At 60.1% G+C, this 26,981-nt stretch carries 28 protein-coding genes, 1 tRNA gene and 1 pseudogene; 3 read left to right on the top strand and 27 right to left on the bottom strand.

Annotation, left to right across the window (positions count from 1 at the left end; translation table 11 throughout):
* Window positions 1–33 precede the first annotated feature (33 nt).
* From IOD40_RS05005 to IOD40_RS04925, 17 genes are all read right to left on the bottom strand, one after another.
* Window positions 34–5,136: a tape measure protein gene (locus IOD40_RS05005; protein WP_198474925.1), complete on the bottom strand. Its 5,103-nt coding sequence runs from the start codon at window positions 5,134–5,136 to the stop codon at window positions 34–36.
* Window positions 5,137–5,205: 69 nt separating this feature from the next.
* Window positions 5,206–5,514: a hypothetical protein gene (locus IOD40_RS05000; RefSeq protein WP_198474923.1), complete on the bottom strand. Its 309-nt coding sequence runs from the start codon at window positions 5,512–5,514 to the stop codon at window positions 5,206–5,208.
* Between the two features lie 35 nt (window positions 5,515–5,549).
* A complete protein-coding gene (locus IOD40_RS04995; protein ID WP_198474921.1) occupies window positions 5,550–5,999 on the bottom strand; it encodes a phage pre-tape measure protein in 450 nt (149 codons plus the stop codon).
* Between the two features lie 69 nt (window positions 6,000–6,068).
* On the bottom strand, window positions 6,069–6,881 hold the full coding sequence (locus IOD40_RS04990; RefSeq protein WP_198474919.1) for a phage tail tube protein: 813 nt from the start codon (window positions 6,879–6,881) through the stop codon (window positions 6,069–6,071).
* Window positions 6,882–6,928: 47 nt separating this feature from the next.
* Window positions 6,929–7,474, bottom strand: a complete 546-nt coding sequence (locus IOD40_RS04985; protein ID WP_198474917.1) for a hypothetical protein — start codon at window positions 7,472–7,474, stop codon at window positions 6,929–6,931.
* Between the two features lies 1 nt (window position 7,475).
* Window positions 7,476–8,126, bottom strand: coding sequence for a hypothetical protein (locus IOD40_RS04980; RefSeq protein ID WP_198474916.1), 651 nt, complete (start codon window positions 8,124–8,126; stop codon window positions 7,476–7,478).
* A complete protein-coding gene (locus IOD40_RS04975; protein WP_198474914.1) occupies window positions 8,123–8,521 on the bottom strand; it encodes a hypothetical protein in 399 nt (132 codons plus the stop codon). Before IOD40_RS04975 ends, IOD40_RS04980 begins: the two co-directional genes overlap by 4 nt.
* A gap of 1 nt (window position 8,522) precedes the next feature.
* Window positions 8,523–8,810 carry a hypothetical protein gene (locus tag IOD40_RS04970; protein ID WP_198474912.1) on the bottom strand — a complete coding sequence of 96 codons (288 nt, stop codon included), beginning with the start codon at window positions 8,808–8,810 and terminating at the stop codon, window positions 8,523–8,525.
* Window positions 8,811–8,826: 16 nt separating this feature from the next.
* A complete protein-coding gene (locus IOD40_RS04965; RefSeq protein ID WP_198474910.1) occupies window positions 8,827–9,129 on the bottom strand; it encodes a hypothetical protein in 303 nt (100 codons plus the stop codon).
* A 71-nt stretch (window positions 9,130–9,200) separates the two neighbouring features.
* Window positions 9,201–10,298 carry a major capsid protein gene (locus IOD40_RS04960; RefSeq protein ID WP_198474908.1) on the bottom strand — a complete coding sequence of 366 codons (1,098 nt, stop codon included), beginning with the start codon at window positions 10,296–10,298 and terminating at the stop codon, window positions 9,201–9,203.
* Between the two features lie 36 nt (window positions 10,299–10,334).
* On the bottom strand, window positions 10,335–10,781 hold the full coding sequence (locus tag IOD40_RS04955; RefSeq protein ID WP_198474906.1) for a head decoration protein: 447 nt from the start codon (window positions 10,779–10,781) through the stop codon (window positions 10,335–10,337).
* A gap of 25 nt (window positions 10,782–10,806) precedes the next feature.
* Complete coding sequence (locus tag IOD40_RS04950) at window positions 10,807–12,117, bottom strand: S49 family peptidase (RefSeq protein ID WP_198474904.1); 1,311 nt, start codon at window positions 12,115–12,117, stop codon at window positions 10,807–10,809.
* Window positions 12,114–13,799, bottom strand: a complete 1,686-nt coding sequence (locus IOD40_RS04945) for a phage portal protein (RefSeq protein ID WP_198474902.1) — start codon at window positions 13,797–13,799, stop codon at window positions 12,114–12,116. Before IOD40_RS04945 ends, IOD40_RS04950 begins: the two co-directional genes overlap by 4 nt.
* Complete coding sequence (gene gpW, locus IOD40_RS04940) at window positions 13,799–14,014, bottom strand: gpW family head-tail joining protein (RefSeq protein WP_198474900.1); 216 nt, start codon at window positions 14,012–14,014, stop codon at window positions 13,799–13,801. Before gpW ends, IOD40_RS04945 begins: the two co-directional genes overlap by 1 nt.
* A 100-nt stretch (window positions 14,015–14,114) precedes the next feature.
* Window positions 14,115–16,238, bottom strand: a complete 2,124-nt coding sequence (locus IOD40_RS04935) for a terminase gpA endonuclease subunit (RefSeq protein WP_198474899.1) — start codon at window positions 16,236–16,238, stop codon at window positions 14,115–14,117.
* The gene (locus tag IOD40_RS04930; protein WP_198474897.1) at window positions 16,238–16,912 is read right to left on the bottom strand and encodes a DUF1441 family protein; all 675 of its coding nucleotides are present in this window, start codon (window positions 16,910–16,912) and stop codon (window positions 16,238–16,240) included. Before IOD40_RS04930 ends, IOD40_RS04935 begins: the two co-directional genes overlap by 1 nt.
* A gap of 61 nt (window positions 16,913–16,973) precedes the next feature.
* A complete protein-coding gene (locus tag IOD40_RS04925) occupies window positions 16,974–17,153 on the bottom strand; it encodes a helix-turn-helix transcriptional regulator (protein WP_198474895.1) in 180 nt (59 codons plus the stop codon).
* 494 nt (window positions 17,154–17,647) lie between these two features.
* On the opposite strand from IOD40_RS04925, the gene IOD40_RS04920 reads away from it, so the two are divergent.
* Complete coding sequence (locus IOD40_RS04920; RefSeq protein WP_210336792.1) at window positions 17,648–18,010, top strand: hypothetical protein; 363 nt, start codon at window positions 17,648–17,650, stop codon at window positions 18,008–18,010.
* Between the two features lie 57 nt (window positions 18,011–18,067).
* Here the strand turns inward: IOD40_RS04920 and IOD40_RS04915 are convergent, their stop codons facing one another.
* Both IOD40_RS04915 and IOD40_RS04910 read right to left on the bottom strand, forming a co-directional pair.
* Entirely contained in the window at window positions 18,068–19,381 is a 1,314-nt protein-coding gene (locus tag IOD40_RS04915) for a tyrosine-type recombinase/integrase (protein WP_198474891.1), read from the bottom strand.
* 209 nt (window positions 19,382–19,590) lie between these two features.
* Window positions 19,591–19,666 (bottom strand) — tRNA-Ile (locus IOD40_RS04910).
* Window positions 19,667–19,772: 106 nt separating this feature from the next.
* On the opposite strand from IOD40_RS04910, the gene IOD40_RS04905 reads away from it, so the two are divergent.
* Window positions 19,773–20,501 carry an SIMPL domain-containing protein gene (locus IOD40_RS04905; protein WP_198474889.1) on the top strand — a complete coding sequence of 243 codons (729 nt, stop codon included), beginning with the start codon at window positions 19,773–19,775 and terminating at the stop codon, window positions 20,499–20,501.
* A gap of 106 nt (window positions 20,502–20,607) precedes the next feature.
* Here the strand turns inward: IOD40_RS04905 and IOD40_RS04900 are convergent, their stop codons facing one another.
* From IOD40_RS04900 to IOD40_RS04885, 4 genes are all read right to left on the bottom strand, one after another.
* Window positions 20,608–20,982 (bottom strand): hypothetical protein, encoded by a 375-nt coding sequence (locus tag IOD40_RS04900; RefSeq protein WP_198474887.1) that lies wholly within the window; start codon window positions 20,980–20,982, stop codon window positions 20,608–20,610.
* Window positions 20,983–21,102: 120 nt separating this feature from the next.
* Entirely contained in the window at window positions 21,103–21,684 is a 582-nt protein-coding gene (locus IOD40_RS04895) for a GNAT family N-acetyltransferase (protein ID WP_198475336.1), read from the bottom strand.
* 4 nt (window positions 21,685–21,688) lie between these two features.
* Complete coding sequence (locus tag IOD40_RS04890) at window positions 21,689–22,102, bottom strand: ketosteroid isomerase-related protein (RefSeq protein ID WP_198474885.1); 414 nt, start codon at window positions 22,100–22,102, stop codon at window positions 21,689–21,691.
* A gap of 72 nt (window positions 22,103–22,174) precedes the next feature.
* Window positions 22,175–22,618, bottom strand: a complete 444-nt coding sequence (locus IOD40_RS04885) for a YcgN family cysteine cluster protein (protein WP_198474883.1) — start codon at window positions 22,616–22,618, stop codon at window positions 22,175–22,177.
* Window positions 22,619–22,785: 167 nt separating this feature from the next.
* Here IOD40_RS04885 and IOD40_RS04880 point away from each other — a divergent pair, with 167 nt between their 5' ends.
* Window positions 22,786–24,798 carry an OmpA family protein gene (locus tag IOD40_RS04880; protein WP_198474881.1) on the top strand — a complete coding sequence of 671 codons (2,013 nt, stop codon included), beginning with the start codon at window positions 22,786–22,788 and terminating at the stop codon, window positions 24,796–24,798.
* Window positions 24,799–25,066: 268 nt separating this feature from the next.
* Here the strand turns inward: IOD40_RS04880 and IOD40_RS04875 are convergent, their stop codons facing one another.
* The 4 genes and pseudogenes from IOD40_RS04875 to IOD40_RS04860 form a co-directional block, all read right to left on the bottom strand.
* Window positions 25,067–25,345 (bottom strand): HlyU family transcriptional regulator, encoded by a 279-nt coding sequence (locus IOD40_RS04875; protein WP_198474879.1) that lies wholly within the window; start codon window positions 25,343–25,345, stop codon window positions 25,067–25,069.
* A 60-nt stretch (window positions 25,346–25,405) separates the two neighbouring features.
* Window positions 25,406–25,827: pseudogene (locus IOD40_RS04870) on the bottom strand (secondary thiamine-phosphate synthase enzyme YjbQ).
* Between the two features lie 9 nt (window positions 25,828–25,836).
* On the bottom strand, window positions 25,837–26,460 hold the full coding sequence (locus tag IOD40_RS04865) for a glutathione S-transferase family protein (protein ID WP_198474877.1): 624 nt from the start codon (window positions 26,458–26,460) through the stop codon (window positions 25,837–25,839).
* Between the two features lie 69 nt (window positions 26,461–26,529).
* On the bottom strand, window positions 26,530–26,955 hold the full coding sequence (locus tag IOD40_RS04860; RefSeq protein ID WP_198474875.1) for a VOC family protein: 426 nt from the start codon (window positions 26,953–26,955) through the stop codon (window positions 26,530–26,532).
* Window positions 26,956–26,981 lie beyond the last annotated feature (26 nt).

Raw genomic sequence — 26,981 nt, 5'->3', positions numbered from 1 at the left:
TCCTGCTTAATCAACATTTGGTTGATTAGCAAGTCAAAGTCCTAACATGCGCTTGATGGTCGGCGCGTTGCTCTTGATGTGCGTGAGGGTCACGTCTTGGCCGCTCTTACCCTTCATGGCATTTGCGATCTCATTGTCCCCGATTGCAAGTACCTGCGTGAGGCGCGTGCCTTGAGAGCCAGTGCTTTCGCCGCCGAGATTGTTGCGATGGCGCGGGTCTTCCTCGGTCAGGATTTCCTCACCCTTCTTGAGAGTCGCGCTCACCTCGTCGGGCCGCAGACCGGCGATGCCGCCAGTGTGGTAGGTCAGTGCGCTTTGCACCCACCCGGCGCTGCGGATCGAGTTGCCGGTGCCGATAGCCATGGAGCCCACAATGCCACCCGTGTGGCCGGTCATGCCGCCGAGTGCCGCCGTCGCAAAGCCACCGATGCTGCCGCCGAAGCCCTGAAGCATCTTCAGGATTTGCATACGGATGATGGCGACCGCGATCTGCTGAAGCACCTGAGCGAGGGTTTGCAGGACAGCCTTGCCGAAGGCTTCAAACGCATTCTCGCCATTCGCAATGGCCTGAGCCATAGCATCGAACGCCCCGACGAGCCCGTTGACGGCGCTGTCGAATACACCCTGCCAAGTCTGCATCGAGAGGCCGAACAGACCGAACTCCTGCTTGCTGGCTGAGATCGCGCCCTGCATGGTCTTGAGGTTGGCGATCTTGGCCTCAGCCTCGACGCCGCCGACCGCTTCCCACATCTTGATGCCATTGGCGATGGCTTCCTGAAGACGCTGGTTCACACCATCCAGTTCAGTTTGCAGCGCAGTCAACTGACCCTGATCACCAGCGGCGCGGGCCTGATCCATCTGCTCCATGAGAGCCTGACGGAGCGACTGAAGCTGGTTGATCCGCTCTTCCTGAAGCTCGATCTCACGATTGACGTTCTGCTGCTCCCAGAGGGCGGCAGTGCGGTCACGGATCGCCTGAATCTCCTGCTCATTGAGGTTCGGATTCTCGGCTTTCGCGGCGCGGATCGCATCCTCGATAGCGGCCTCACGCTCCTTGCCGTTGTTGATGAGGCCCTGCTGCGCGATCTGGTGGTCCAGATCAGCGATACGCTTCTTGGTCGCCTCGTTCTGCTCGTTGAGGAGCTTGAGGCGTTCCTGCTCGGCCTCGACCATGGTGCCAATGTTGGCATCGCCACCGGCGCTGAAGATCATGGCCTCTTGGGTGCGGCGCTCGGCATTGACGCCACCGTTGTCGCCCGAGAGGCGCATAATCGCGTTCGAGATTTCCTCCGCGCTGCCATTGCGCACAGCGTCAAGGATGCGCTCAGGCAGTGACCCATAGTTATAGGCGATGGAGGTCAGGACAGCCTGCTGCTTGTCGTCGAACGCCGAGAAGCGCCCCTCACCGATCTGGCTCTTGACGGTGTTCTGGAACTCGACGATCCGCCGCGCGAGATCGCGTTCGGCGTCGGCCCGCGAGACGGTGATGCCCTGAACGACCTTCTGGATGCTACCGTCAGCGAGGGTCACCGTGTCCGACCCGTAACCTGCGCGATACGCATTGACATCCCAATACGGTTCAGAGCGGAAGCCCTCGAACTTCTTGATCAGCGCGGCAGTCCCGCCACCGGCACCGCTCGATCCGTCGAAGATGCCGAGAGCGTTTTTCTGGGCCAGATCATAACCACCCTGACCCCAGAGCTTCAGAACCTCACCGATTTTGGAGAAGTCGCCGGTCTTCCATGCTGCCGTCAGCGCTTTCCAAGCTGCGGCGTTGAGGTCGGTGATGTCCTTGAGCTTTTTCATCTCCTCAGTGAGCGAGGGGATTTTGCTCTTCAGTTCATCAAGGGCCTCACCATAGGCTTCGATCAGCTTGTTCTTGCCGACAGAGGTGTTGACCTCATCCACCGCCTTGGCGAGGCCGAGTAGGACTTTATCTGCCTCGGTCGCAGTGCCATTCAGCACGCGCATGATAGCTTGCGCTTTTTTCATCCCATCGGCGTAGTCAACGACCGACTTACCGGAAGCGTCGGTGGCGTTCACGAGGTCATTGAGTTCTTTGGCCCACTGCCTGATACCCTCACTCTCAGCATTCAACGCCAGATCGCTCAAACCATCCTTGAGCGCCTTCACCTCAACACTACCTTCAATGAACCCGTTGATGAGTTCGTTGAGCGCGGTCAGTTCGTCACGATAGGAGCCTGCACCAAAGTCCCCGGTGATTGCGAGTTGACGGTTCAGCATCCGCTGGAGTCGAGTTGCAGCACTCTCAATCGAGCGAATCGACTCTAGGTAGAGCTTTTCCAGTTCGTCGGCGGTGTTCATCGCATCAAGGAGCGTCAAGCCCTTGATCTTGTCAGCCCAGTTATCGACCCCTTCACCAACCTCAGCATAGGCCGTGCGAACTGCCTGAAGATGCTTCTCGTGGGTATCGAGAGCCTTGGTCGCCGCATCTGCGTTGCTACCCCAGCCAGCGATCACCGCCGAGATGGCGAGAACGGCAGCGCCAATCGGCCCACCGACCGCCAGCCAGAGGGCCCGCGCAGCACCAGCGGTCGTGAGCATGACCGTGCGCAGCGCACCGATAGTAGTGGCAAGGCCGAGAGTCCCGGCGCGGGCGAGCGCGGTTGACGAGGTGCTGCCACGCAGGCGGGCCTCATAGAAGGTCAGCGCGAATGCGGTCTGGCGGATCATGCCGGTGGCGCGCAGTTGCGCCGCACCGAAGCGCGTGGTCGCCGCCGTCGCCGTAGCCGCGTTGGCCGAGAAGGTCATGAAGTCGTTGGCAGTGGTTTTGAGCGTACCCACCAAGCTGGCGAAGACGCGGGCCACACCGACCGCAGCGATGGCCTTGAGACCAAAGACGATCAGGTCGAGGTTCTGCGGGATAAGGGCCAGAACCGAGATCACGCTGCCAGCGGCCTCACCGATGCCACGGAAGGTCGCTTGACCCTCAGCGCTGTTGGCAAACTCATTGAAGGCTTTCAACGCCTCTTGCAGAGCCGGGACAAACCCCTCGGCCATTGCGACATTTGCCTTTTCCATGTCGCGCTCGAAGGTGCCGAGCGAGGCGGCAAGGGTTTGCATCGCCTTGGGGACCTGCGAGCCATATGCTTGTTGCAGGCGGCGGGCGAATTTGAGCATGGTCTCACGATCCGCGTAGACCTCACCCTTCTTCATCGCCTCATCAAGCTGAGCAGTGGTCATCCCCAGACCATCCGCGAACATCTTGAACGCGCCGCTCATACGGTCGCCAAGCTGGCCGCGAAGTTCCTCGGCCTGAATCTTCCCCTTGCTAAGCATCTGATCTAGCGCACGAAGTACGCCATTCATCTCATCCATGGACGAGCCGTTGACACGGGCCGCTTCAGCAACAGAGAGGAAAAGTTCGCGGGTATCGGCCACCGCGAAACCGGCATTTGAGGCTGCAATCGAGATTTTGCCGTAGCCGTCTGCCAGTGTGCCGAAAGTGAAGCCGAGACGGTCAGCCTGCTCGTTGAGGAAACCGATTTCACGGGCGACCTTCTGGGTGTCACCTTGAAAGGCCACGCCCAGCCGGTTCTCGGCCTTCTGGACGTTCATGAAGGCTTCCATAGCCTGCTGGCCACGGTTGATGGCCGCATAGAAGCCGAGGAAACCAGAGGTCATGGCGAGCAGTTCACCGCGCATACGCTGCATGAACGACAGGGTGGTGCGCGTGTCGCGCCCGAGCTTCACAATCGAGGTCGAGGCTTTGTCGGTCGCGGCAGACTGGTTGCGCAGAGCGCCGGTGTTCCGCTGCGCCATCGGCGCGATCTTACCGGCCTCAGCCACGGTGCGACGGGTGCTCTGGTTCAGCCGCTCCTGCGATTGGACAGCTGCCTCAGCGCCGGTGGTGATCGGGTTGTAGACCTTGGCCCATTTGGCAAAGCCGCTCGCGCCGGTGTTCTGAGCGAGGCGCTGCTGGATTTCCAGCTTGCGAACCTGCTCCTCAGCCAGCTTCACGGCGCGGGTCATGCGGTCATAGGCATCCACCTGAGCGCTGACGTTGCCGCTGCCCGAGCGCATGGCGGCGTCGAGGCGTGCCTGCTCATCGCGCAGGAGCTTCACCTCCTCGCGAGCTTGGCGCAGGGCATCGGCCTGAGCGCGGGCCTGATCACGCTGGGTCGGATCACCGATGGTGCCACCGCCGACCAGCTTCTTGGCCGCAAGGCGCTCGTAGGCGGCAAGGGTTGCAGCCTGCTTGCGCAGTTCGTCTTCAGCCTTTGCGGTCGCCGCAGCCACGGCTTCCTGCGAGATCGCGATGCCGCCGAGTTCCTTCGAGGCTTTTGTAGCCTCATCATCGAGCTTGGACCATGTGCCGGTGGCCGCGAGCACCTTCTCGTTGAGCTTGGTGACCTGATCTGCGGCCTTCTCGGTGTCGGCTGCGAATTGACGCTCCTCAGCCGAGGCGGCTTTGATCTCGCCGCGCAGCGCGCTGATCGAGGTCTTGGACGCATCGTTTGCAGCCTTGAGCGCATTGACTTCTGCCGTCAGCGCGGCCTTGCCGCCGAGACCAGCTTCGATCTCGGGCTGAAGGAATGCGCCGAACGATTCACGGGCGGATTTGAACGGAGCACCCGCCTCAATACCAACGCCCTTGCGCTGATAACGGGGGCCCGAGAAGCCACCCTTGCCGGTGTCGATAATGCTCTGAAGTTTCTCTGCGGCACGCGCGGCATCCAGAACTGACTTGGTGTCCTTGTTCCGGGTATTGGTGAGTTCCTTCAGCCGGTCGGAGCGCTGTTTCTGAGCAGCAGTCTCGGCTTCGAGACGGGCCTTCAATTCGGCTGAGGTCTGGGCGGCGGCGCGGGTCTTCTGGGACTGCTCTTCGAGGACGCGCTTGCTGTCGGAAAGCTCTTTCTCAAGGCGATCCACCACGCTGGTGGTCTTGTTGAGTTCCGTGACCAGCTTGCCGAGATTGTCGATCCCGCCGAGCTTGCCTTGCAGCTTACCAAGGCCGTCCCCAATAGCAGACATGGCACCACCGACTTTTGTGCCAGTGGTGCCAAGGTTGTTGCCGGTAGTGCTGAGTTGCTTGAGGGCGTCTGCGACCTTCTTGGCATTGCGGGAGGCTTCGTCCCGCGCCTTGATGCGTACCTCAATGTCCTTGCGTGCCATCAGTCAACTCCATGTGGTGTGCTCCACCATTTGTTGTTCGGTATAACACAGCAGTGGCCGATGGCTACATCAAGTATTTCGCCGCTCTCTCCGCTTTCTCAGGCGCTCCTGAGCCGGGGTTGGTGGCAGCGCCTCTTCACTTACTATGTCGTCACCAAGCAGTGACTTCACCAATTTTCGGAAGTCAGCACTCGCTTTCTTACCGCCGTCCTTGGCGACCGCCAAAGCAACCCCGGTGTTGATTGCACGCTGAAGGATCGTTGCTTCGCTCGCCAGTATTCTATTCTTCCGGTCAGCAACGATCTGAACTTCCTCCCATACGAAAGCGATTGGATAATCCGGGGCTTCATTGTGTCCCTCCGAAACGAGTTCACTCACTTGCCCCCGGATGTTCCATAGCCAGTCGTCGAGGGTTAGTTTCCGCTCTGGCTTGCGCCCTGACTCGCCTTGAGGGCCAGAGCGAGCATTTTTTTTACGCCGCCCCCGGCATTGAAGGTCAGCGGCATGATCTCTTGCAGGAAGGCGAGTTGCAGGCCGAGCGGCATCGACATGATGGTGTCGAGCGGATTGACCGCGTTCTCGTCTTTCGGGTCGTAACCGTCGAAGGCATCGGTCGCTTCAGCGATTACCTGCGCCACGAAGAGCGGTGCGGTTTCCAGCATTTCCATGCCGACTGCGCTGATCTCGGTGTCGGTGATGGATTCAGCCTCGCGCCCGCTGAACTTGTTGAACAGCGTCTCGACCACTTCGCGGTTGAGATTGATCAGGCCAACGATGGCATTGAAGGACAGGCCGTGGACGGAGCCAACGACTTCATCGCCGTCTTTCACGTCCTTGGTTTTCACGGTGTATTTAAGTGCCACAGGGGTTTCTCCGAAGTCAGGGTGTCAGGGATAAGTGGAGCGAGACTTGCCCGCTCCACTGTTTGTTGATCAGGCGGTGAACGGGCGACCGTCTGCGATGATCGCAGGGGTCTGGTCGTTCTTCTTGGTCACTTCCACGTTGAACGGGATGACCTGCCACTCGTCGGCTTTGAGCGGGAAGTCGCCGTTCGGGGACAGCGTTGCTGCGGCCATGAAGAAGTCGCGCTGCTCGCCTTTCGGGTTGTACGAGATGTAGCGCAGTTCACCCTCGATGGCGGTCGAGCCCGAGATCACACGCTCGCGGGTCGAAGCCGCCACGGTGTAGGTCGCGGTCAGGATGTCGCCATCCTCAACGGTGGTCGAGGTGTCGAGGATTTCGATCCGACCAAGTTGAGCATTGACCACGAAGTCCACGCCCGAGACCAGTTCGACCGAGCCCTTCTTCAGCGAGAAGGCCGTGCCTGCCGTGCCGGGGAAGATCACGCCGCGCGCGCCCGAGGGGTTCGCAGGCGATGCACCAAGCTGATAGAACATGCCCTTCTCGACGCCCACGCCGGTCACGCCGACCTGTTCGTCCGTGACGGTGGCCTGAGCCACGGTCAGTTGCTGGTTCTCACCAAGGAAGAACAGCGCGATGTTCTCGGCGTCGATGTTGTCGCACGAGATGGTGCCGGTGTAGTTCACCTGAAGGGTCACCGTCGCGTCTTTCACCCGGATACCGCGATCCGAGGAGAAGTGTTCCAGCTTCTCTTCTTCGGCGGTCAGGTTGAACTCGGGGGTGTTGCCGATGTAGCGCTCACCGCCCAGCAGTCCGGTAATCGGATCGCGACGGGCGAAGTAGACCTCGCCGCGACCAAGGGTATAGTTGTTCTCGAAGGCCATTTGGTCCACTCCGTAGTTGATTGATCACCAAGTAGTTGATCGGCAACTTAACCTAAGTCAGTTGCCATGTCCTCCGCTATTTCTAGCGTCAGATTGAAATAGAAGGTCCCGTGAGGCGAGATACCTTCCGCAGGTCGAACCACAGGTTGACCGATTGTGAAGTTGTAGATCAGCCCGCCGAGACCGAAGTAGTTACGGGTCTCGCCGCGACCGGGGCGCGCCGAAGGGCGTTTCTTTTCGAGCGCGAAGCGTTTACGCACCTCAGCTTCAAGCTGGTATGCGATGTCGCTGGGGTTATGCTTGTCACCCTCAGCCCAACCCTGAACGATGAGGGACCACTTACCAGCGTTGATCGTGTTGTCGCGCTGATGCTCGGTGCGGATGGGCTCATCGGCCATGGGTTGCTCAAGGATGCTCACCATGGGCAGAGGCTCGTCATCACCAATCACGAGGCGACCACGGACCACGCGCGGGCGGGCGTGTTCATCATCAGTCAGATCAAACTCATAGCCATTGGCCGGGTTGATCTCCTTCAGCACATCGGTGAGCGCCAGCAGGATTTTCAGGCGGGGTGGGATGTTGGTGATTGGCATCTCAAAGCTCCATCTGCCGCCAGAACTCATCCGACAGCATCTGCTGAATGTCGGGGGTCAGTTGCTCGGCCACGCCGCCTCTGGAATTGCGCACGGGCAAAAGAAGCTGTGCGACCGAGGGCCCGTACAAAAGGAACAGGTTTTTGCCGAGGGCTTTTGGTTGGTAAGCACGGCTCGGCTTTTTGCCGGATGGGACTCGGAGCGCCAGACCAAGGTTGTTCTTGGTGTCGAGGTCGGCGGAACCCGCGCGCAGTTTGATCAGGAAGGCGCTGTAGCCTTGATCCATCCGCTTCTCACCCGGAACCTGCCGAACAGCGCCATGTTTCACCTCAACGCGCACGTTACGCTGTCCACGGGTCGCGCCGCCTTGAGCAAAGCGTGCCAGCGATGTGGGACGAACGCGGGCCGAAACCACTGCTTCGAGGTTTTTGTTGGTGGCCTTATCAGAGACGTGCAGGCGCTTGCCGCTGGGGGAGACATAATCCCTCGGCAGATTGACTTGATGCAGAACCTCCTTAGCCATGGCCGTGCGGCCACGGGTTGCAGCATCGTTTACGGCGATGCGCGCCGCGCGGATAATGTCCTGCGGCAGGTCCTCAAGAGACTTGATGTGGGTCAACCCTTCAATCACCAGTGCGAACGTGTCTCTCATGACAGGTCCTCGGGCACAGGTAGTTCAGCCAACTCCCGCTCATTGCTGATGGCCGTGACGAACCATTTGACGGTGATGTCGTCGGGAGCTTCTGCGTTGTCGAGCGTATAGGCTTCTCCCCGTTCGATGGAGATCACGCCACCACGGATGAGCGTCACGCCATTGGCGGCAAGCTCATCGCGCATGAAGATAATGGAAGGCTCCATCTCCTGACGACCGACCATTTGGCCGTTGCCGGATCGCACAGCGCCCTCGATTGCGTTCACGCGGAATTTGGTGTGATCCCGCGCATGGAGAAGCGCAGGGCTACCCACACGCGGGATATAGAGCACCGCGACCTTGAAGGCGTCGTGCAGTTGCCTGCGCGCGGTCCTGCGGATGTCGCGGATGCTCATCTTACTTACCCTTCGGCGGCGACTGCGGATCACCCGGCGCGCCCGAGGCGGGCTTCAGGTTGTCAGCAGGCGACGGATCATTGGGCGACGGGCCTTCAGCAAAGGCACTGCCATCCGCTTTCGCGGCAGCTTCCTTGGCCTCAGCAACTTCTTCAGCGGTCGCAGGACGTGCGGCTTTCAGCGCATCGAACTGCTTGGCCTGTGCAGGCGTGGCGTCAAAGACGGTGTGACGGGGAACCACCTTGTCATCTTCGAGGATGATCTGGTGAAGGGCGTACATCTTAGCCATTACGATCTCCTATGGATCAGAGCGGATCGTCGGACTTGGCGTCCGGCTTCGCATCGGTTTTGGGCTTGTCAGCGCCCTTTGCGGCGGCGGGTTTGGTGTCAGCCTTGCCAGTGTCGGGCGCGGGCTTGTCGGCGGTCTCGATCATCAGGCCATGGACCTTCGCCAGAGCGATGTCCTCTTTGGTGGCCTCACGAGCAGCGCCCATATCGAGCAGACGCTTGGCGGTCTTGTCATCGGCCTCGAACACGGAGTTCGGGTTGATGACGGGGTTCTGCGACTTGCGCGAACCTTCGATGGAGGTGAGTGCTTTGATCAACATTGGGGTGATCCTTCCATGCCTGATCTACAAAAGGTTGATTGGCCCACCATAACAGTGGGCCAATCGGTTCATCAAGCGAGAACGCGCGCCTTGAGGGTGCGGTTCGGGTAGAGCGGCACCGGCAGGAACGATGCTTGGTGCATCAGCCACTTCTCGCCGGGGTCCTCGGTCTCCCACATCTTTGCAAAGACCTCAGCCGCGACCTGACCAGACTCGATGGCCTTGGTGTCGAAGATCGGGCCACGGACGCGGACGCCGGTTGCGCCGGGAGCTTCGAGCAGAATGTCTTTCTCGTTGAAGAGATCGACGCGCTGCTTGCCGCCACCAACGGTCGGAACGTCGATGGTGTCCTTGTAGGACCAGACTTCAAGGCCCGATTCCAGACGACCGATGTAGGTGCGCGGCTGCGAGATGCGGTTGATACCACGGTTGATCGAGACGCCTTCCGGCGCGCCGTAGTATTTGGTGTCCAGCATGTCGAGGACCTGCTTGTTCTTGCGGAACACACCGGCCACCTGAGCGCCGACAGTCAGGCGGGAGCCCGAGCCGCCACCGTGGATCAGGTACATGCGGTTCAGCCACGATTCCAGATCGTCGAGGATCGGGGTGTCGGGGTCGTTCCAGAAGTCTGCGGTCTTGACCACGTTCAGCGAAGCATCGCGCCCGAAGTCCAGCAGAACGGACGGGCTGGCTGCGCCCTGATCGCGCTCGAAGTCGATCTGGACTTTACCGTCGATGATCGCACGAGCGGCCATCCATGCTTCACGCATACGGATCGCGCGGCGATGGCGACGATCCAGTTCAGCAACGCGGGCGTCGAAGCGCGTTTCGAGGCTCGGCGGCTGACCACCGTTGCGGAAGATGTCGCTCGGCTTGATGTTCTTGGCATCTTCCGGGCGAACAGCGTTCTTCAGCTTGATGTACGGCACGCGGAACGCCTCGACGCTCTCGGGCTCCATGTGCTGCATGGCCTTGCCCTGCTCATAGGGCAGGACGAACGGTGCGAGGAAGCGGGTCGATTCTTCCAGATCACCGAAGCGGACTTCGCCGTCCTCAGCATAGTGGTCGGCATTGAAATGCTCGTCCAGCCAGTAGGACGGAACATCGTCCATGCGATCATCGCGCCGCAGCGCGTAGAGATCATTGGGGGTCCAAAGCTCGATAGCCATTTGGTATCTCCTGTAAAAATCGGGCCGTCGAGCGGCTTACGGTTGGGCCACGGTTGCGCCGAGGTACGCTTTCTTGACCACGATATTGGTCGGCGTCGGAGCGCCACGGAACGCTTCGAGCTTCTTCTCAAAGGTGTCGAACGATACAGGCCATTTGATCATGTCCACGTTCAGACCACCTTGGATCAGGATCGGCACGCCTTTCAGCGGCGTCCCTGCCGGAGTGGTGATCGGGAACAGCGTGATGCCAACAGGTTTCACTGCGGTCTCATCAGCGGCCCAGACAGCCGGAACCAGATCGCCAGCGGCGTTGAGGCCGACCGGGGTGTATTCCGCGATGGTCTGCGAGGCCGCGATGGTCATGTCCACCGTGACGACATCGGGGTTGTTCAGGATCAGGCCCTCGCGAACGGGGTTGATCTCGTCAGACCACTGGCCCGGAAAACCGGCCAGATGGGCGAGGTAGGGGGTGTTGATAGCCATTTGGCTTCTCCTTCAGGCCGGTTGGTTATTGCTTGTAGTTCACGCCGATGGCACCGAGAGCGGCGGCGGCACGGGCACTCGACTTGTCGGGTTGCTTCTCGCCGGGAGCGCCTGCTTGCGGATGCTCGGCTTTGTCCATGGCGGTCTTGAAGTCAGCCGCAGCACCATCTTTGCCTTTGGGGACTTCGGCGGCAGCGGGGGCAGGAGCTTCGGCCTTTTCTTCCGGCAGTTCAGCCAGAAGTTCGACGATGGCGTCAGCGTCCAGAGCGGCGAACTTTTCGTTCAGCGCCATTTTCATTGCAGCCTTCGGACGGGCAGCACCCGCTTCCGAGGTCACGATGGCCGAGACGCGAGCACGCTCTTGAGCGACACCTGCGTTCATACCTTCATTCTTACCTTCTTCCTTGGCCGATGCGGTTGCCGTTGCAACAGCAGCGTCCAACTGTTCCTGAGTAAACATGTTGTCGTCCTCCGTTTTGGACAGGTCAGTAGCGAACGCTACGATTGCGTCCTCAAGCGAGCCGATGGAGTCGGCCAAGCCATTGGACAGGGCTTCGTCGGCAGTGAAGGTAAGAGCCTCGGTGTCCCGAACGGCCTTCTCTTTCATGCCTCGGTTCCGTGCCACGGTGGACACGAAGACTTGCCCAAGGGTGTCGATGCGCCCTTGGATGCGTTCCTTCACTTCGGGGGGCAGCGCCTCATACGAGTTGCCGTCAACCTTGTGCTTTCCGAAGTGGATGAAGGTGACCTTGTAGCCCTCAGCCTCAACGCGCTTTGACATGTCAAAGTGGGAGGTGACCACACCGATGGAACCAACCCCACCAGTTCTGGACACTACAATGTTGTCTGCGGCACTTGCAATTGAATAAGCAGCCGAATAGGCGTGCTCAGAAGCAAATGCGCGGGTCGGTTTCTGGCCGCGCGCACCGTAGATGCGGTCCACCAGATCGAAGTTGCCAGCGACAGCACCGCCGCCCGAGTCGATGACGAACGCAATACCCTTCACCTCGGGGTCAGCAAGTCCTCGGTCGAACGCCTTGGCGATGTAGGTATAGCCTGTCGCCCAGTTCCCGAGCGCGTAGCCGAAGTCGTTCAGCAGCACGCCTTTGACGGGGATCATCAGGATGCCGCTCTTCACCACATACGGGCGGTAGGCTGACATCCAGCTATCGGCGGTCGGCCAGAACTCGTCCTGCATCGTCACCGGCGAGGTGTTGGCCTCAATGGTGTCCAGCGTCGAGACGGCCTTGTCGAGGAATGCCTTAAACCGAGCCTCGGTCCCGAGACTGATCATCGCTGGCTGGTTCTCGAAGGTGGCGAGGAATGGGTTGTTCATTTCTTGGCATCCTTTTTGGCGGCGGTCGTGGAAGCGGCTTCCTTCATCTTCTCTTCCTGCATGACGCCGTAGAACTCTTTCCACTCCATCTCGCGCTTCATCTGACGCAGACCTTTACGCCAGTCGCGGCCAAGGCGGGCGTTCTCGGTCTTGAGATCAGACAAGCCATTGTCGATGCGCAGGATCGCAGCTTCGGTTTCCTTCACCTCGTCAACCTGACCGCGCGAAGCACCAACCCAGTCGCAATCGGAGTACCATTCCTCGTTCTGCCCCTCGTACCACGAGGGCATGTTGCGGCGGATCGAGGTGATCTGACCTTGGTTCAGGGCCTCTTCGAGCCAGAGGCGATAGACCCACGAGGCGAATGTGTCGGCCACGGCCTTCTTGATCGAGGCCATCGCTTTGTAGGTCTCGGTCATCGCGCCCTTGTAGGACGAGTAGTTGGTCTTGGAATAATCCTTGGACCACTGCTCATAAGAGACGCCGAAGGCCGTTGCCATTGCGCGGTGCAGCGAGGATTCAAAGTCGGTGCCAAGCGGGCCACCTTGACCTGCACCCTGAAGGTTCAGCTTCGAGCCCGGTGGGAGCCACGGGATTTTGACGCCCCCGATTTGCAGGTTCTTGGACTTGCCGACCGTCGAGGCGACCATCTCGTAGTAGCCCTTGGACATCGCCATCATCGCTTCCATCACCTTCTCGGGCGGGAAGTCGGTGCCGCCCAACTGGGCGAAGATCGTGCTGGCGTCGAAGCTGTCGGACTCGATGGTCGCGGCATAGGTCGCGTTGACGATGGCGTTTTGCAGCACCACGTCGCGGAACTGGCGGCTCATCTTCATCTCTGGGATGGCCGTGATCATCGTGCCGATGCCGCGCGTCTGGGCCGGTCGGAACTGCTCGAAAAGGTGGATCATCTGAAGACGACCCCACGGCAGTTCCTTAGGCTGACGACGCCACTGGAACGAGTTCGGCGTGGACCAGTCGGACGGATGCGCCTTGCGGAAGTGATAGGCCACCGGCTCATGCCAGACTGGGCCCAGTTCGACGCCCATCACGATGTTCGGGTTGCCGCTCTGCTCGGGCGGCGTGCTCAGGCGGTCCACGTCGATCATCTGGATCGCAGTGTGGAACGGGCGGCGACCGGCGCGCAGCCATTCGACCGAGGCAAGCACCTCGCCATGAACGGTGTGCTGCTCGATGGCCATGCGGACCATCTGGGTCAGCGTGCTGTGACCGCTCGCGTCAAGCCAGTTGCGCGGGCTCTCGACATAGGCCGCGAACTTCTCCTCGACCTCTTCCTGAAACTCCTCTTCCCACTTTGCATCTTCCTTGCCGAAAAGCTGGAAGCTGTTGGGCTGAGCGTTCAGCATGAAGTAAGAGCCGACAATGTTGTCTTTGCGCAGGGTGACGCCGCCACGGATATAGGCGTCATTGCGCGTCAGATCGCGGGAGCGAGCATCCGCCAGACGTTTGGCAGGGGCGATGTCCTGATCCGCCGAGCGGGTGGCGGGCTGGTAGGAGCCAAGCTCCGTGCTAAAGCGGGACGCACCTTCATAGGCGTCACCGGCGATAGCCAATTCGCGCCCCGTGGTCGCAGGCACCCTGAAACCATCAACCACGGGGGGATTGTCGGCAGTGTGCGTGCCGAGCAATTCTTCGGATTCTTTATCGAGCTTGACCGTCATCACATCCACACCTTCATCACAGGCACGGGGATGCCGACGCCAAGTTCGGTTTCGAGCCAGCGGATGTAGGCGTCGAGTTTGGGGAGATCGGTTTTCGCGTAGGAGACCTGTTCGCCGTTCTGATCACGGAACTGATAGACCCCGCCGCCAGTGAGCAGGCGATGACGGGCTTGGCGCGCCTCGTTCAGCATCTCCTGAGTGACATAGGTGGTCATACGAGCATTAACTCCATGGGTTACTTGCCCGTATAACCCAGTTTTAGTTTACCATGCAACAAGTTGTTGATCGGCTGTATTAGTATCAACCAAATGTTGATTAGACCCACTCACTTGCGGCGTCTTCGAGTTGCTTACGATCCACCGGCGGTTTCTGCATGAAGATTACCTCGCCATCCGGCTGGATGATGAAATCATTCTCAGCCCACGGCTTCGCCCAACCCGGCACCCGATCCGGCTCATCCCATTTGATGCGGTCGAGCGCGATCTCGGGCATGAGGCAAAGGGCGATGCTGTAGTAGCTAAGGTCAAATGCCTCGTTGCGCTTGCCGCTCGGGGCGACCCAGCCCTTACCCGACACCCGGTTCTCAGCGCAAAGCTGGGTGTAGAAGAAGTTCGGGGCCCATGTGGGGAAGCGGAAGCGCGCGCCGCCCGGATCGGAGCGCATCAGGATGACGTTCAGCCGGTCCTTGAGCGCGTTCGAGTTGAGGCGCTGATAGGGAATCTTACCGCGCAGGAAGGCCATGTTGCCATTGGTGTTGCTGTCATAGAACGACTGCAAGCGAAGCCATTGCCCGTCGCGCGGGTGGTCACCCTTGAGGAGGTGGAAGCGGCGGTGATAGTTGCGCCCCTCGGGATCGTCGCGCAGGCGTTGCCAGAAGGCGACCGCGTTGGTGGTGAAGCCGTCCTTACCGGCAGAGTCCGAGCCGCTGATCTTGATCGGCATCCGGCGACCGGAGCCATCGGCCAGCGGATAGGTCTTCTCGATCACCTCGGGGATGAGCATGTCCCAGTCCTCGGCGTGCGCGGCAGGGTCAATCGGCAGCAGCGGGCGGCGGGCGTCCTTCTCATCCACGCGGTTCGACATGCGGATTTTGAACATGTCCACGAGGGTCATCTCGCCATATTCGCCAAAGCCGGTGACCTGCACCACGAAACTGCGCGCCTGAATATCGACGGTCGCAACGAGGAAGCGCACCCACTCGGGCACAGTCGGCTCTTTGCTCTCGAAGGAATGACCTGCACCCCAGTCCTCGGCGCGGGCCTTGAGCACTTCGGGCAGGCGCGCGTTCTCGTCCTTGGGCTTTTCGTAGGGCACACCTTGGTCGGTGTTCATGGTCTTTTTGAGCGGACCCTCAGAGCCCGAGCGCCGGTATTCGTCCATGGCGTCGAGATAGTTCAGGACCAAGCCCTGCCATGTCTGGAAACCAGCGGCGGGTCCTTCCATCCAGAAGGATGCGATCTCGCTGCGCCGCGCCTTGCCGGTGATCGAGCCATCCTCGTTCCACGTCTGACCTTCCTTGATCCACCGGCCATTCTTGTTCAACTCGAACTTCTGATCGGGGGTGATGACGCAGCCATTCTGCGGGCAGACCATGTAGACCTGCTCGGAGCGCTCAAGGTTCTCGCCCTCATCGGGCCAAGCCAAGAGCTTGAACTGCGGGATGAACGCCTCATTGCAGTGCGGGCAGCGCCAATACCAGCGGCGGCGGTCACCACGGTTGTAAATGCCGAGGATGCCTTTGGTTGGCGGGGCCTCATGAGGTGTCGCTGCGATCCAGTTTGGGTCGGAGACCTCGAAGCCGGGTGACGCCTCGATGCCGGTCATGGCGAAGCGTTTGAAGGTGGTCGTCCGCTTGCGCGCGAGGTCGAACGCGGTGCCCTGTTTGTCGATGTCGTCAGGATCAGGCTGGATACGGTCATAGTCCTCGATCCAGACGCGCGGCTTGGTCTTACCCGAAAGCTCGGTGATCGAGGGCCAGCGGAACATCGTCTCGGTGCCGTTGAGCCAATACTTGTCGAGGACGTTCTGTTTGCCGGGGCGCAGAAGGCGCTGAATGATCGAGCGCTCTTCGTCAGGGCGCTTGGCCGCGACGAATTTGTTCCACTCGCTCTTGCCGATTTCCTCGGCGCGGCTCTGCGTCATGCCATAGATCAGCATGTCGGCTGGATCGTTGTCGGCGGTGTACCCCATCCAGTTGAACATCATGTCGGTCTTACCCGTCCGCGCGGGCCCGACGAACACCATCGCGGTGAAGTCGAGGCTTCCCAGCGTGTCCAAGGGTTCAGGCAGATATGGGGTCTTGTCTGCGCTCCACAGGCCAACGTGCGCGCCGGGGACGTTGATATAGCGCCGCTTCGCCGCCCATTGGGAAATGGTCAGCTTCTCAGAAGGGCGAACGACCGAGAGGGTCGATTTGATAATGCCGCCGAGGGTTTTCATCACAGGTCCTCGTCATCGGCATATTCGGCCTCGTGGCTGAGGGTCATGTCGTTGTTGGCGTATTGCTCCACCTTGTCAGCAAGCTGTGTGAGCAGGTCGCGCACAAGGTCGTCGAGAAGAGCTATCTGTGGCGAAGTCAGGCCCACGGACTCGTCAATGGTGTCGGCCCAAAGGATCACCGTGTCCTTTACCAGCTTGAGGATGTCGCCATGGGATTTCGCCACATCAACGCTGTGCCAGAGGTCGCCGCTTTCCCGGCGCACCTGCTGCTCCACCTTGCGGGCGGTCCAGTATTCCTTGCGCAGCCGCTCAGGCAGATCGCGAGGGTTCATCTGCGCGATGTGCTTTTTCAGGTCATGGGGCTGAACGAGGAAAGGCAGCGCCTCGCGCGGATCGTAGAGCTTGGTGCCATTTCCGACGACGCGCGGGGTCAGGTGTTCGAGCTTACGCTGCACCGTGGTGCGGCCAATATTCAGCAGCTTTGCGAACCAGATCGGTGGCGCACCTTTGAGCGCTCGATCCACATGGGCCGCAGTCAGACTCTTGTTGAAGCCTTTGCTCCCGATGCCACGGGCATATTCGACCTCGGGTTCGTCATCATCGAACAGGTCGTCGAAATCATCATCTTGCGCGGGCGCGGGTGTCCCGAGCAGATCGTCAAAATCATCGTCCATGGTGAGTATCCGTCAGGGCGCTTTGACGGATAGTCTATTCAATAGATAGTTGAACAGCAACTCAAGACTTGGGCAGTGATTCCACCCACTTCTCCACCCGGTCGGCGCGCCACGCAGAGACCTTGCCGATTTTGACGGGTGCGGGGAAATCGCCGGTCTTGATCATCGCGTAGAGCTTGGTCTTACCGATGCCGAGGTGCGAGGTGAGTTCTGGGAGACGGATGAGACGTGGTGCGTTCATGAGTCAGGGGTTTCCGTTTCAACTTTCTCCCTTCTACTCAATAATTGGTTGACTGGCAACCCCGGTGCCTTTAGGAAGGGATTCGTGAGAGCCACTGACGGGTTGCAGCTTGTGACAGTCACACCGGCACTGGAACAACTCTCACGCCAACCGCGCTCAGGAGGATAATGCAAGTAGCCTCACGGCACTGACCTTATAAAGGCGATAGGGCCCATCGCCCCGCATTATCCTCCTGAGCGCGGTAGTAAGGCGGTCATTCTGCTCCTTGACCGGAGCGTGGGACAGCCTCAAACGCCAGCCGACAATAGCGGGCCTAGTCAGCCTGCAACGATAGGCAAGCGCTCAACCCGTTCACTGCCGTGGACACACTGTCTCAGAACCTCAGAAACTAGCCCCGCTTCGGCGGGGTTTCTTTTTGCGTGGCTGCACCACTTTCTGTTGATTCGCGTGTCTGGATAGAGGATCATTTTCCTACGGAAACCAAACACCTATCAATGAAAGTGAGGACCATCATGGTCGCAGCCACCTCCGTTACCGTCGCCGCCATCGACGACATCCCCGCCAACGATCTGCAAACCGTGCTCGGCACCATTTACGGCAAAGCGCAATATGCTGCCGATGAAGTGGGCGCAGCCTCGTACAATGCCAATCAGGCCAACACCCGCCTCGATGCCTTCGACACCAGTGTGCCCGCAGCCGCAGGGCAGGCCGCTGCCGCAGATGGCAAGGTCGATGCGCTGACCATCCGTGTTGACTCGATGGAAGGCACCGTCCAGTGGGCGGCAGACAAAACTGGCTTCCTCGACTACCACCTGCGCCAGATCGCGGCGCTGGTCGGCTATCCGATGCCCGCATAAGGCTCAGATGAGCCCCTGAATTGAGAAGGCCCCGGTTCATCGCCGGGGCCTTTTTCGTCAGAGCAGTTCGTCGATGTCGTCATGCACCTCAATCACGATGCGCGCCTTGACCTTGGATTTACCCTCGGGCGCAGGCTCGGGCGCAGGCTTCACCTGCCGGTCGGTCTCGCCGGTCTCAACAAACCGCGACCACCACAGCATCATCTCGCGGCGCTGGTTGAGATAGAGAGCGGCGTTGTAGACGCCACGGATCGAAGCGTCGATGTGGGCAAGCTGCATCTCGATCCAGTCGGGATTGAACTCATGCTCGTTCAGCACCGTCGAGGCGGTCGAGCGGAAGCCATGGACCGTGGCGCGCCCGCTGTATCCAATTCGGTACAAGTAGAACAGCATGGCGTTTTCCGAGATGGGCTGATCGGCTTTGGTGGTGGGCGAGCGGAAGACGTATTTGCTGTCGCCGTTGATCTTGCGCACCCGCTCGATGATCGCGACCGTGGCCGGGGTGAGCGGCACCAGATGATCGCCGCGCGGCTGGGTCTTGTTGGATTTGACCTTCATGCGGTGCTGCGGGATGCGCCAGAGGGGCTTCTTGCCACCAAGGTCCTCGAACTCGTGCCATTCGGCAAAGCGGATTTCGTTGGTGCGGACGAAGGTGTGGACGGTCATTTGCAGGGCGCAGATGGTCACCGCGTCATTGCCCTCGGCGCGCTCAGTCAGCTTGCCCATGAGTTCGGGAAGCTCGACCGCCTTGATCGCGGTGCGGTGCTTGACGGGCGGCGGCGGGGCGAGCGCGGTCGCGGTGTCGCGGGCCGGGTTCAAATCCATGATGCCCTCGGCCACGGCCAGCGCACAGATGTTGCGGATCATGTCGTGGACCCGGCGCGCCATTTCGATGGCACCGCGCTCCTCGATCTTGCGCACGCACTGGACGATCTCTTGGGGCCGGATCGCGCGGATGGGCAGGTTCCCGATCTGGGGATAGACATCATCGACGAGGCGGGCACGCAGGCGAACGGCGTAGCTCGGCTTCCAGCTAGACAGGTTCAGCGCGTACCAGTTCTCACCCACGTCCTTGAAAAGGGTGGAGGCGTGATTGCGCTCCATCTTCTCGACCTTCTTTTCGTGGGCCGGATCGACGCCCTGCGCCAGAAGTGTCTTGGTGTCGTCGCACAGGCGTCGGGCCTCGACCAAGGTGATGGAGGGGTAGCTGCCGAGGGCGAGCGTCTTGCGCGCCCCTTGGAAGCGATAGTCCATGCGCCAGAGCTTTGCCCCGGTCGTTGAGACCATCATGTAGAGGCCATTTTTGTCGGCGGTCTTGTAGGATTTGTCGCGTGGCTTGAGGGCGCGGATTGCGATGTCGCTGAGTGCCATGGTGACGGTATTTCTCCTGCTCGATACCGCGCGACGGTATTTTGGCTTTTTGAAAGACGGTATCGGAGGGGTTTTCGATACCGTCAAATCGCGCGGCTGTAGGTGAACTAACGCGAACGCAAAAGAACTGTAGCGGAAGCTAAGTCATTGCATTTGCAGGTTAATCTAGCAGAGAAAGTGGCGGAATTGCAGGGGTTTCTGGAAGAAAATGGTGGGCCCGGAGGGACTCGAACCCCCAACCAAGCGGTTATGAGCCGCCGGCTCTAACCATTGAGCTACAGGCCCCACGAGGCTGACCTAAATGGTTTTTCGTTGCGGCACAAGGTCTTCGCCGCATTCCCCACATAATGAATGACTATCCGCCTTGGTAGGCATTCATCCGGAGACCGACATGAACCGCAGATACCTGCCCCTCCTTCTCGCCGCCGCCCTGTTTATACCGTCGCTCGCCGCAGCGCAGCAGCTACACCCACCGCACCACAATCGCATTCTCGTCGTTGGCGAAGGCGAAGCGTCGGTCGCGCCGGATATGGCGATCGTCAGCCTGGCAGTGATGCGCGAGGCGGAGACGGCTCGCCAGGCACTGGATCAAAACAATGAGGCGATCAGCGCTGTCATTGCCGCTCTCAAGGAAGCCGGCATTGAGGGGCGCGATCTTCAGACTTCGGGTCTGCAGATCAATCCGCGCTACGTTTATCCGCAGGACAATTCAGGTGAAGCACCCCGCATCCAGGGCTACCAAGTTTCGAACACGCTGACAGTGCGCGTGCGCGACATCGAAAAGCTAGGCGCGATCATCGATGAGTCCGTCACGCTTGGCGTGAACCAGGGCGGCAGCATCTCCTTTACCAACGACGATTTGTCAGCGACCGTTACCGAGGCGCGCAAACGGGCGGTGAAGGACGCGATGGAACGGGCGAAGACGCTTGCGGAAGCGGCCGGTGTCGGGCTCGGACCTGTCCTCGAAATTTCCGAACAATCGATGACCCCTCCGCCGATGCCGCTCAGCGCCAAGATGGTGCGGATGGAAGCTGCGTCAGCCGACGCTGTGCCGCTCGAGGCCGGTGAAAATGTCTACCGTGTGCAGGTGAGCGTCACTTTCGGCATCCAGCCTCAATGACCCGTCTGGTTTCGGAAACAGGCACTTAGGCCCGTCTCCGGAATCAGAATCTGAATAGAGAAAGCCCGGGTTCAAGCCGGGCTTTTTCTTTGGCGGCAGGCCGGGATCAGCGAAGGGTCGGGCAGCCGCGCTCATTGGCAAAGGCGACCGTGAAATAGCGCTTGCCGTGACGGCGGCCCTCGACCTCGACCACACGGCGGCCATCACGGACCACCCGAACATCGCGCAGGCCCATACGCGAGGCCTTGCGAACTGCTTCACGTGGCGAGCAGTGGCCGCGGTGATGAGCGCGAGGCGGATGACGGTCGCGGCCACGGAGATCATGGCGGCCACGATCAACAAAGTGAAAACCAACGCTCGGTCCCTGACCGAAGCCGAGATAGACGCCACCGCTTTGCGCCTGGGCAGCTGTCGGGATGGCCGCAATCGCTCCGAGGCCGAGCAGAGCGGAAAGGGCGGCAGTCTTGGCAAACTTGAACATCGGGATTCTCCTGTCGGACTTCTGGGCCGGGATTTGATGTTCGTATCATGGAGCGTGGCTCCTGAACGGCTTTCGAACCAGCCGTTCATCTACCGTTCATTTGCGGCTATCATGCCTCGATCAGAACGTGCGGGCCCAGAACTGCATCGGCTTCGCCGTCTCTTCAGCTTCGCCAATGTCTTTCCAGGAAAACTCGCTCACAAGACCGTCAATCTTGGAATATCCCCGCTTGGTCCAGAAGGCGTCCAGCGGTTGATACCCAGCTGGTAGCATTGGATGCCCCTCGGGTCTAACGACAGACGAGAACACGCAAGAGGGGAAGCCTTGCTCGCGGGCAGCTTTCTCCCGCTCTTCGAAGAAGCGAACGCCTACGCCCTGCCCGCGATATTCTTTCTCCAGCACCGATTCGCTGAAGTAGAAATAACTGGCAGGATCCAGGCCGCGCTCGATGAATGGCTTGCCGAACTCGTCGAAGTGATCAGCCAGCGGCGAGGCAGTCGCAGCGCCAACGAGCTTTGAGCCGTCTATCGCGCCGATGACGACGGCGCCCGGCGATTTCAGGAACGTCGAAAGGTAATCGCGCTCATAGTCGAGATCTCCCTCGTAGAGATATGGAAAATCTCGGAAAACGACGATACGCAATCGTGCGAGTTCGTCGAAGGCGGCTTCCGCCTCCGACCGGGAAAGCCGCCTGACTTCCATCATCTCACCCCTTGGAGACCTGAGCGGTCCAATCCTCGAGATTGTAGTAGGTTGTCACCCGCGAGATCAGCTCATTGTCGATCTCGAAAAAGATACCTGCCGGAAGAACGTACTTCTGGCCCTTCGCCTCAGGCAGTCCCTCGGCTGTCACAAGGTAGGTACCGTTTACGGTGAATTCCGCGGCTGCGCGGCCACCGCCCTGGCTGACCATGACGACAACGTCGGTCAGCTCCTCCCGGTAATGCTTCTTCATCATTCCGTTGAACCAACGGAACTGCTCTTTGCCGATTTCGCGGCCGCCTTCATTGATGTCGTGGGCGACATCATCCGTCAGGCATGCCAGCATGCCTTCGCTATCTCCTGCGTTGAACGCGGCGATATAGCGCTCGATGAGGGCGATCGTGTTGGCTTCACTCATGGGTAGTTTCCTCGCAATGTGATTCCATCGGGACCTTAATGCGCGGATTAATTCTGCCAAGTGGCCAAAGGTCTATGGCTCATCAGCCAGCATGTGCGCGAAGTAATCTTCCGGGGCCACGAGGTCATCCTCGCTCGCGGTTACGCAGCCCTTGATGGATATGCCTGCGTCATGCACCGTCTGCCTGCTGCCGGACACAAGGTGGTGCCACCAATAGAGTGGCTGTCCTTGTGCGAGGAGACGATAGGCGCAGGTCGATGGGAGCCAGGTGATGGTACGTACCTTTGCAGGCGTCAAACGAACACAGTCAGGCACCTTGGCCTGGCGGTTTTCGTAATCGCTGCAGCTGCACGATTCATCGTCGAACAGGCGACAACCGACACTCGTCCAGTAGATATCGCCTGTGTCTTCGTCCTCGAGCTTTGACAGGCAGCATTTTCCGCAACCGTCACAAAGCTGTTCCCACTCTTGCGGGCTCATCTCCTCGAGCGACTTTTCAATCCAAAACTGTTCCATGGGTCCCCCCTTGGGCGCTACGGCACGTGGCGTCAAGGGCTGCGCCTCCCAGCAATGGTTTTGCCGTGCGATTGCCAGTTCTTCACCCAACATCATCCGTCAAAGGAACCAAACGCCGCAAATGATGTTGCGATGAGTTGGGACGACCCGGACAGGAGACTTCGAAGATGCGAACCCGATCCAAAATTCTAACGGGCACCGCGCTGGCATTGGTGATGCTTGCCGGACAGGCACCCGCGGCTCAGTCCGCAATTGCGGATACGCTGCTGTCTACCGAAAGCGACGGCGCGTCCTTCATGGTTGCCCAGGCCGAAGAGGGGCTAAGCGAAGAAGAATTGCGACGTCGGGCCGAGGAAGAGGCCCGCCGAGCTCGCGAGGATGCTGAAGGACAGCAGCCAGCTGAGGAAGTGCCTGCTCCTGCGGAAGAGGCACCTCCGCCTCCTCCAGCGGAAGAGACACCGGCCCCTGTAGAGGAAGCGCCTGCCCCCGGCGAAGAGGCGCCACCGCCTGCACCTGAAGCGCCTCAGCCAGCAGACGAGGCTCCTCCTCCTGCACCAGTGGAGGAGCCGGCAGCCCCTCCTCCACCAGCAGAAGAGCCGCCAGCAGAGGCCCCTCCGGTTGAAGAGCCCACCTCCCCGGCTCCTGCCGAGGAACCGGCGGCTCCAACGCAGGAGAGTGCACCCGAGCAGGCTACTCCGCCACCTGAGGAAGCTCCCACGCCCACTCCCTCACCGGAAGCGGAAAGTGAGCAGCCAGCGGGTGAACAGGAAGCGGCACCGGCTGAGACGCCGCAGGACGCTCCAACGCCGACTGACGCACCTGAGGCACCGACTCCTCCGACCGGAGAAGCGCCTACCCCCGCTCCAGCCCCGGAGGAACCAGCAGCGCCTGAAGACGAGGCTCCGACACCCCCGGTTCAAGAGGCGCCCACGGATGCTGCGCCTGCCGAGCCTGCCGAGCCTGTCGAGCCAGCCGCACCTGCTGAGCAGCAGCCGGCACAGCCGGCCCCTCAGACCGAGACTGCTCCTGCAGAAGGGCAACCACCCGTCACAGAAGGAGCCAGCGAGGCTATCGGCGATCAGGCCCCGCTTCTGGATAGCGCAAAGGAGGCTCCGGCTCCCGAACAGGCCCCTGATGGTGGCCAGGCTCCTCAGGCGGCACAACCCGCGCCTGCACCAGCAACTCCGGCAGGTCCACCTCCTACCTCTGATGTCGAAGCACAGCAGCTCGAGCAGCCAGTCGAGTTCCGTTCACTCCGCTCGGAAGAAGGCCGCCGAATCGAGAACTACGAAGGTCGTCGCGAGCGTTGGGAAGGTTTTGAACCTGTCAGGGAGCTGGGCGATCGTACCATCCTTCAGTTCAACAACCAGACGTTCGTGCGCAGCGACGACCGCGGTCGTATCGGACGCGATGCCGAGGAGGTCTATTACGAAGAGCTTCCGCGCGGTCGCTATCGCGAGACCGTCGTCCGTCGTAACGGCGTTCAGGTCGTGACGGTTTATGATCGTTATGGCGATGTCGTTGAGCGCTCGCGCTTTTCGCCCGATGGTCGTGAGTATGTCCTGGTCTATTCCGATGGCGGGCGTCGAGATCGGGACGAACGTCGTGCTTGGCGCGATCCAGGCCGTGATCTTCCGCCTCTACGTCTGACGATCCCGGCGAACGAGTACATCCTCGACGCTGGAACCGTCCAGGATGATGATATCTACTACGAGTTCCTTGAGCAGCCCCCCGTTGAGCCGGTCCGCCGTCTCTACTCTGTAGACGAGGTGCGTTATTCGGCGCGCGTGCGCGACAGCGTCCGGCGGGTTGAACTGGACACGATCAACTTCGAATTTGGTTCACCCAACATCTCTGAGGATGCCGTTCCGCGCCTCGAGGGCGTGGCGAACGCGATTAATCGTCTACTTGAAGATAACCCAGGCGAGGTATTCCTGATTGAAGGGCATACGGATGCTGTGGGATCAGACGAAGCAAACCTCGCCCTTTCTGACCGCCGTGCTGAAGGCGTTGCAACCGCTCTGACCAACGTATTCGGCATTCCGCCGGAGAATCTGGTCACCCAGGGCTACGGCGAGAACTACCTGAAGGTGAACACGGAATCTCCGGAACGCGAGAACCGCCGCGTTGCGATCCGACGCATCACGCCACTGGTGGCACCCGTCGCAAGCTCTCGATAGTTCCCGTCTCTCACAGACGAGTAGAAAATCCGGCTGGTCACCCAGTCGGATTTTTTTCAACGCGGTGGCTGAGCAGGGTAAATTGCGCGCTCAGTAGCGAATCTCGGATCGCTCTGATCGCGTGGTGATGCCGGACGGCGCTACGCTTACGCTATTGCCCGAAGCTACAATTCGGTCTTCACTAACCCGCGCCGTCGCAATGCCTCCATAGGCGGCGCATCCGGACAGCGCGCTTAAAAGCAGAAGGCTGAGCATCAAGCGCATCGCACTACCCGAAAATCCGGTCTCCCTGCTCATCAATCACTTGCTGCGCCTTGCGGATCGTGACTTCGACGGCATCTTCTTTCGAACTGAAGCGATCGGCACGAATGAACCGGTGTTCCTTGACCTCGCCATTGATCTCCTTGGAGATCACGCCGCAGGTCTGAAACTGGCCTCCTTCGAGGAACGGGGTCGGCAGAATGGTGTAGCCTTTATGCTCGACTGGCTCTCCCGGAGCTTCCGCAGTCGGGGAGCCTCCGCCAAACAGCTTTTTCCAAAATGACATATTCGTCTCCGTCGCTCACTGCTCTTGTCTATGCCGCAGCGAGACAGGAAAGAAAACCGTTCACCGGGCAAGATGCAGCACAACTTCGCGCCTATGCGGCCGGTCGCGATGCTCGAACAGATAGATGCCCTGCCATGTTCCCAAAGCAAGGCGCCCGCCCATTACCGGGATCGAAATGGACACAGCATTCAGCGCGGCCTTGATATGAGCCGGCATGTCATCCGGCCCCTCGGATGTGTGTGTCACCCAACGCATCGAGGGATCACTCGAAGGGGGCACCAGCCTGCGGAAAAACTCGTTGAGGTCGCGTTGTACGTCCGGGTCTGCGTTCTCCTGTATGATCAGCGAGCACGATGTATGGCGCACGAAAACCGCAATAAGACCGGCTTCAACATCGGCCTCACGTACGAAGGCAGACACCTCATCCGTGAACTCGTAGAGCCCTGCCCTTGCGTTGATATCGTCAGAACTGACTGGACCATCTCGCTTGCCTAGGCGGCCGCTTCGCGCGCCAACACCTTGGCGACCGCCGGCCGCTGCTTCATCCGCTCGCGATGCTCCAGCACCCGCGGGATCACGGAAGTATCGACCTGGTCCTTCTCGATCCACTGCGCGACTGTGAAGAGATAGGCATCCGCGACCGTGTAGCGCTTACCCATAACCCACGGCCCGCGCAGCATTTTTTGCTCCACCATCTCGAAGCAGGATGTGACGACTTCCGGCATTTTCCGCTTCATATCGTCGATGGCTTCCGGCGCATCGGCCCAGCGCGTTCCCCGGACACCATGGGCATGCGCTACGTGCAGCGTTGAGCTCAAATAGGCGTTAAACGCCTGCATCTCGGCGAACTCATAAAAATCTGCCACCGGCGCCAGCGCGGCCCCGGGAAAGGACTGGGCGATATAAGCGAGTATGGCAGGCGTTTCGGTCAGGATCCCGCGCGGGGTGACCAGTGCCGGAACACGTCCCTTCGGGTTTATCGCCAGATACTCAGCCGAACGCTGCTCATTGGCCGCGAAATCTACCTTGCGCGCCTCATATTCCGCACCTGCCTCCTCAAGCGCAATGTGCGGTGCGAGCGAGCAACCACCGGGGGCGAAATAGAGCGTCAGCATTAAGGCCTCCACGAATCTTGAAAGGCGGCAGGCTGAACCTCTTTGGCGGTGATTGCAAATATGCCTCTATCAGACTGGGCGGTACGCGTCCGTATACTGATCCGCATATTCGCCCGTGGGTGGGATCGGCTTGATAATGTCAATCAGGACGCCATTTGGATCGCTGGTGATGAAATGTCGTTGCCCAAATGCCTCGTCGCGCAGCGAGCGCAGAATTGGCAATCCTGCTGCAGCCAGCCTGTCGTGAATGGCGTCCACATCGTCGACCTCGAAGTTGATCAGCAGACCGCTTATCCGCCCTCGCCCTTCTGGCGGAATGGTCTCATGTTCTCCGTCCAGGATCGCGAGGTTGATCGCCTCGTCCGCGCTCGAGGTGAGATGGACATACCAGTCGCTTTCGAATGCCTGGACGAAGTCGAAATGCTCGACCCAGAAGCGGGCGGTCCCGGCAACATCGCCAGTCATGATCACAGGGTAGTAGCTGGTCGCCTTCATGGCCTTCCCTTCCGCTCATCACTAAC

The sequence above is a fragment of the Aquamicrobium zhengzhouense genome (assembly GCF_016124105.1).
GTDB classification, from domain to species: Bacteria; Pseudomonadota; Alphaproteobacteria; order Rhizobiales; family Rhizobiaceae; genus Aerobium; species Aerobium zhengzhouense.
The sequence above is the reverse complement of the archived record's forward strand: the minus strand, read 5'-3'. Positions and strand labels throughout refer to the sequence as shown.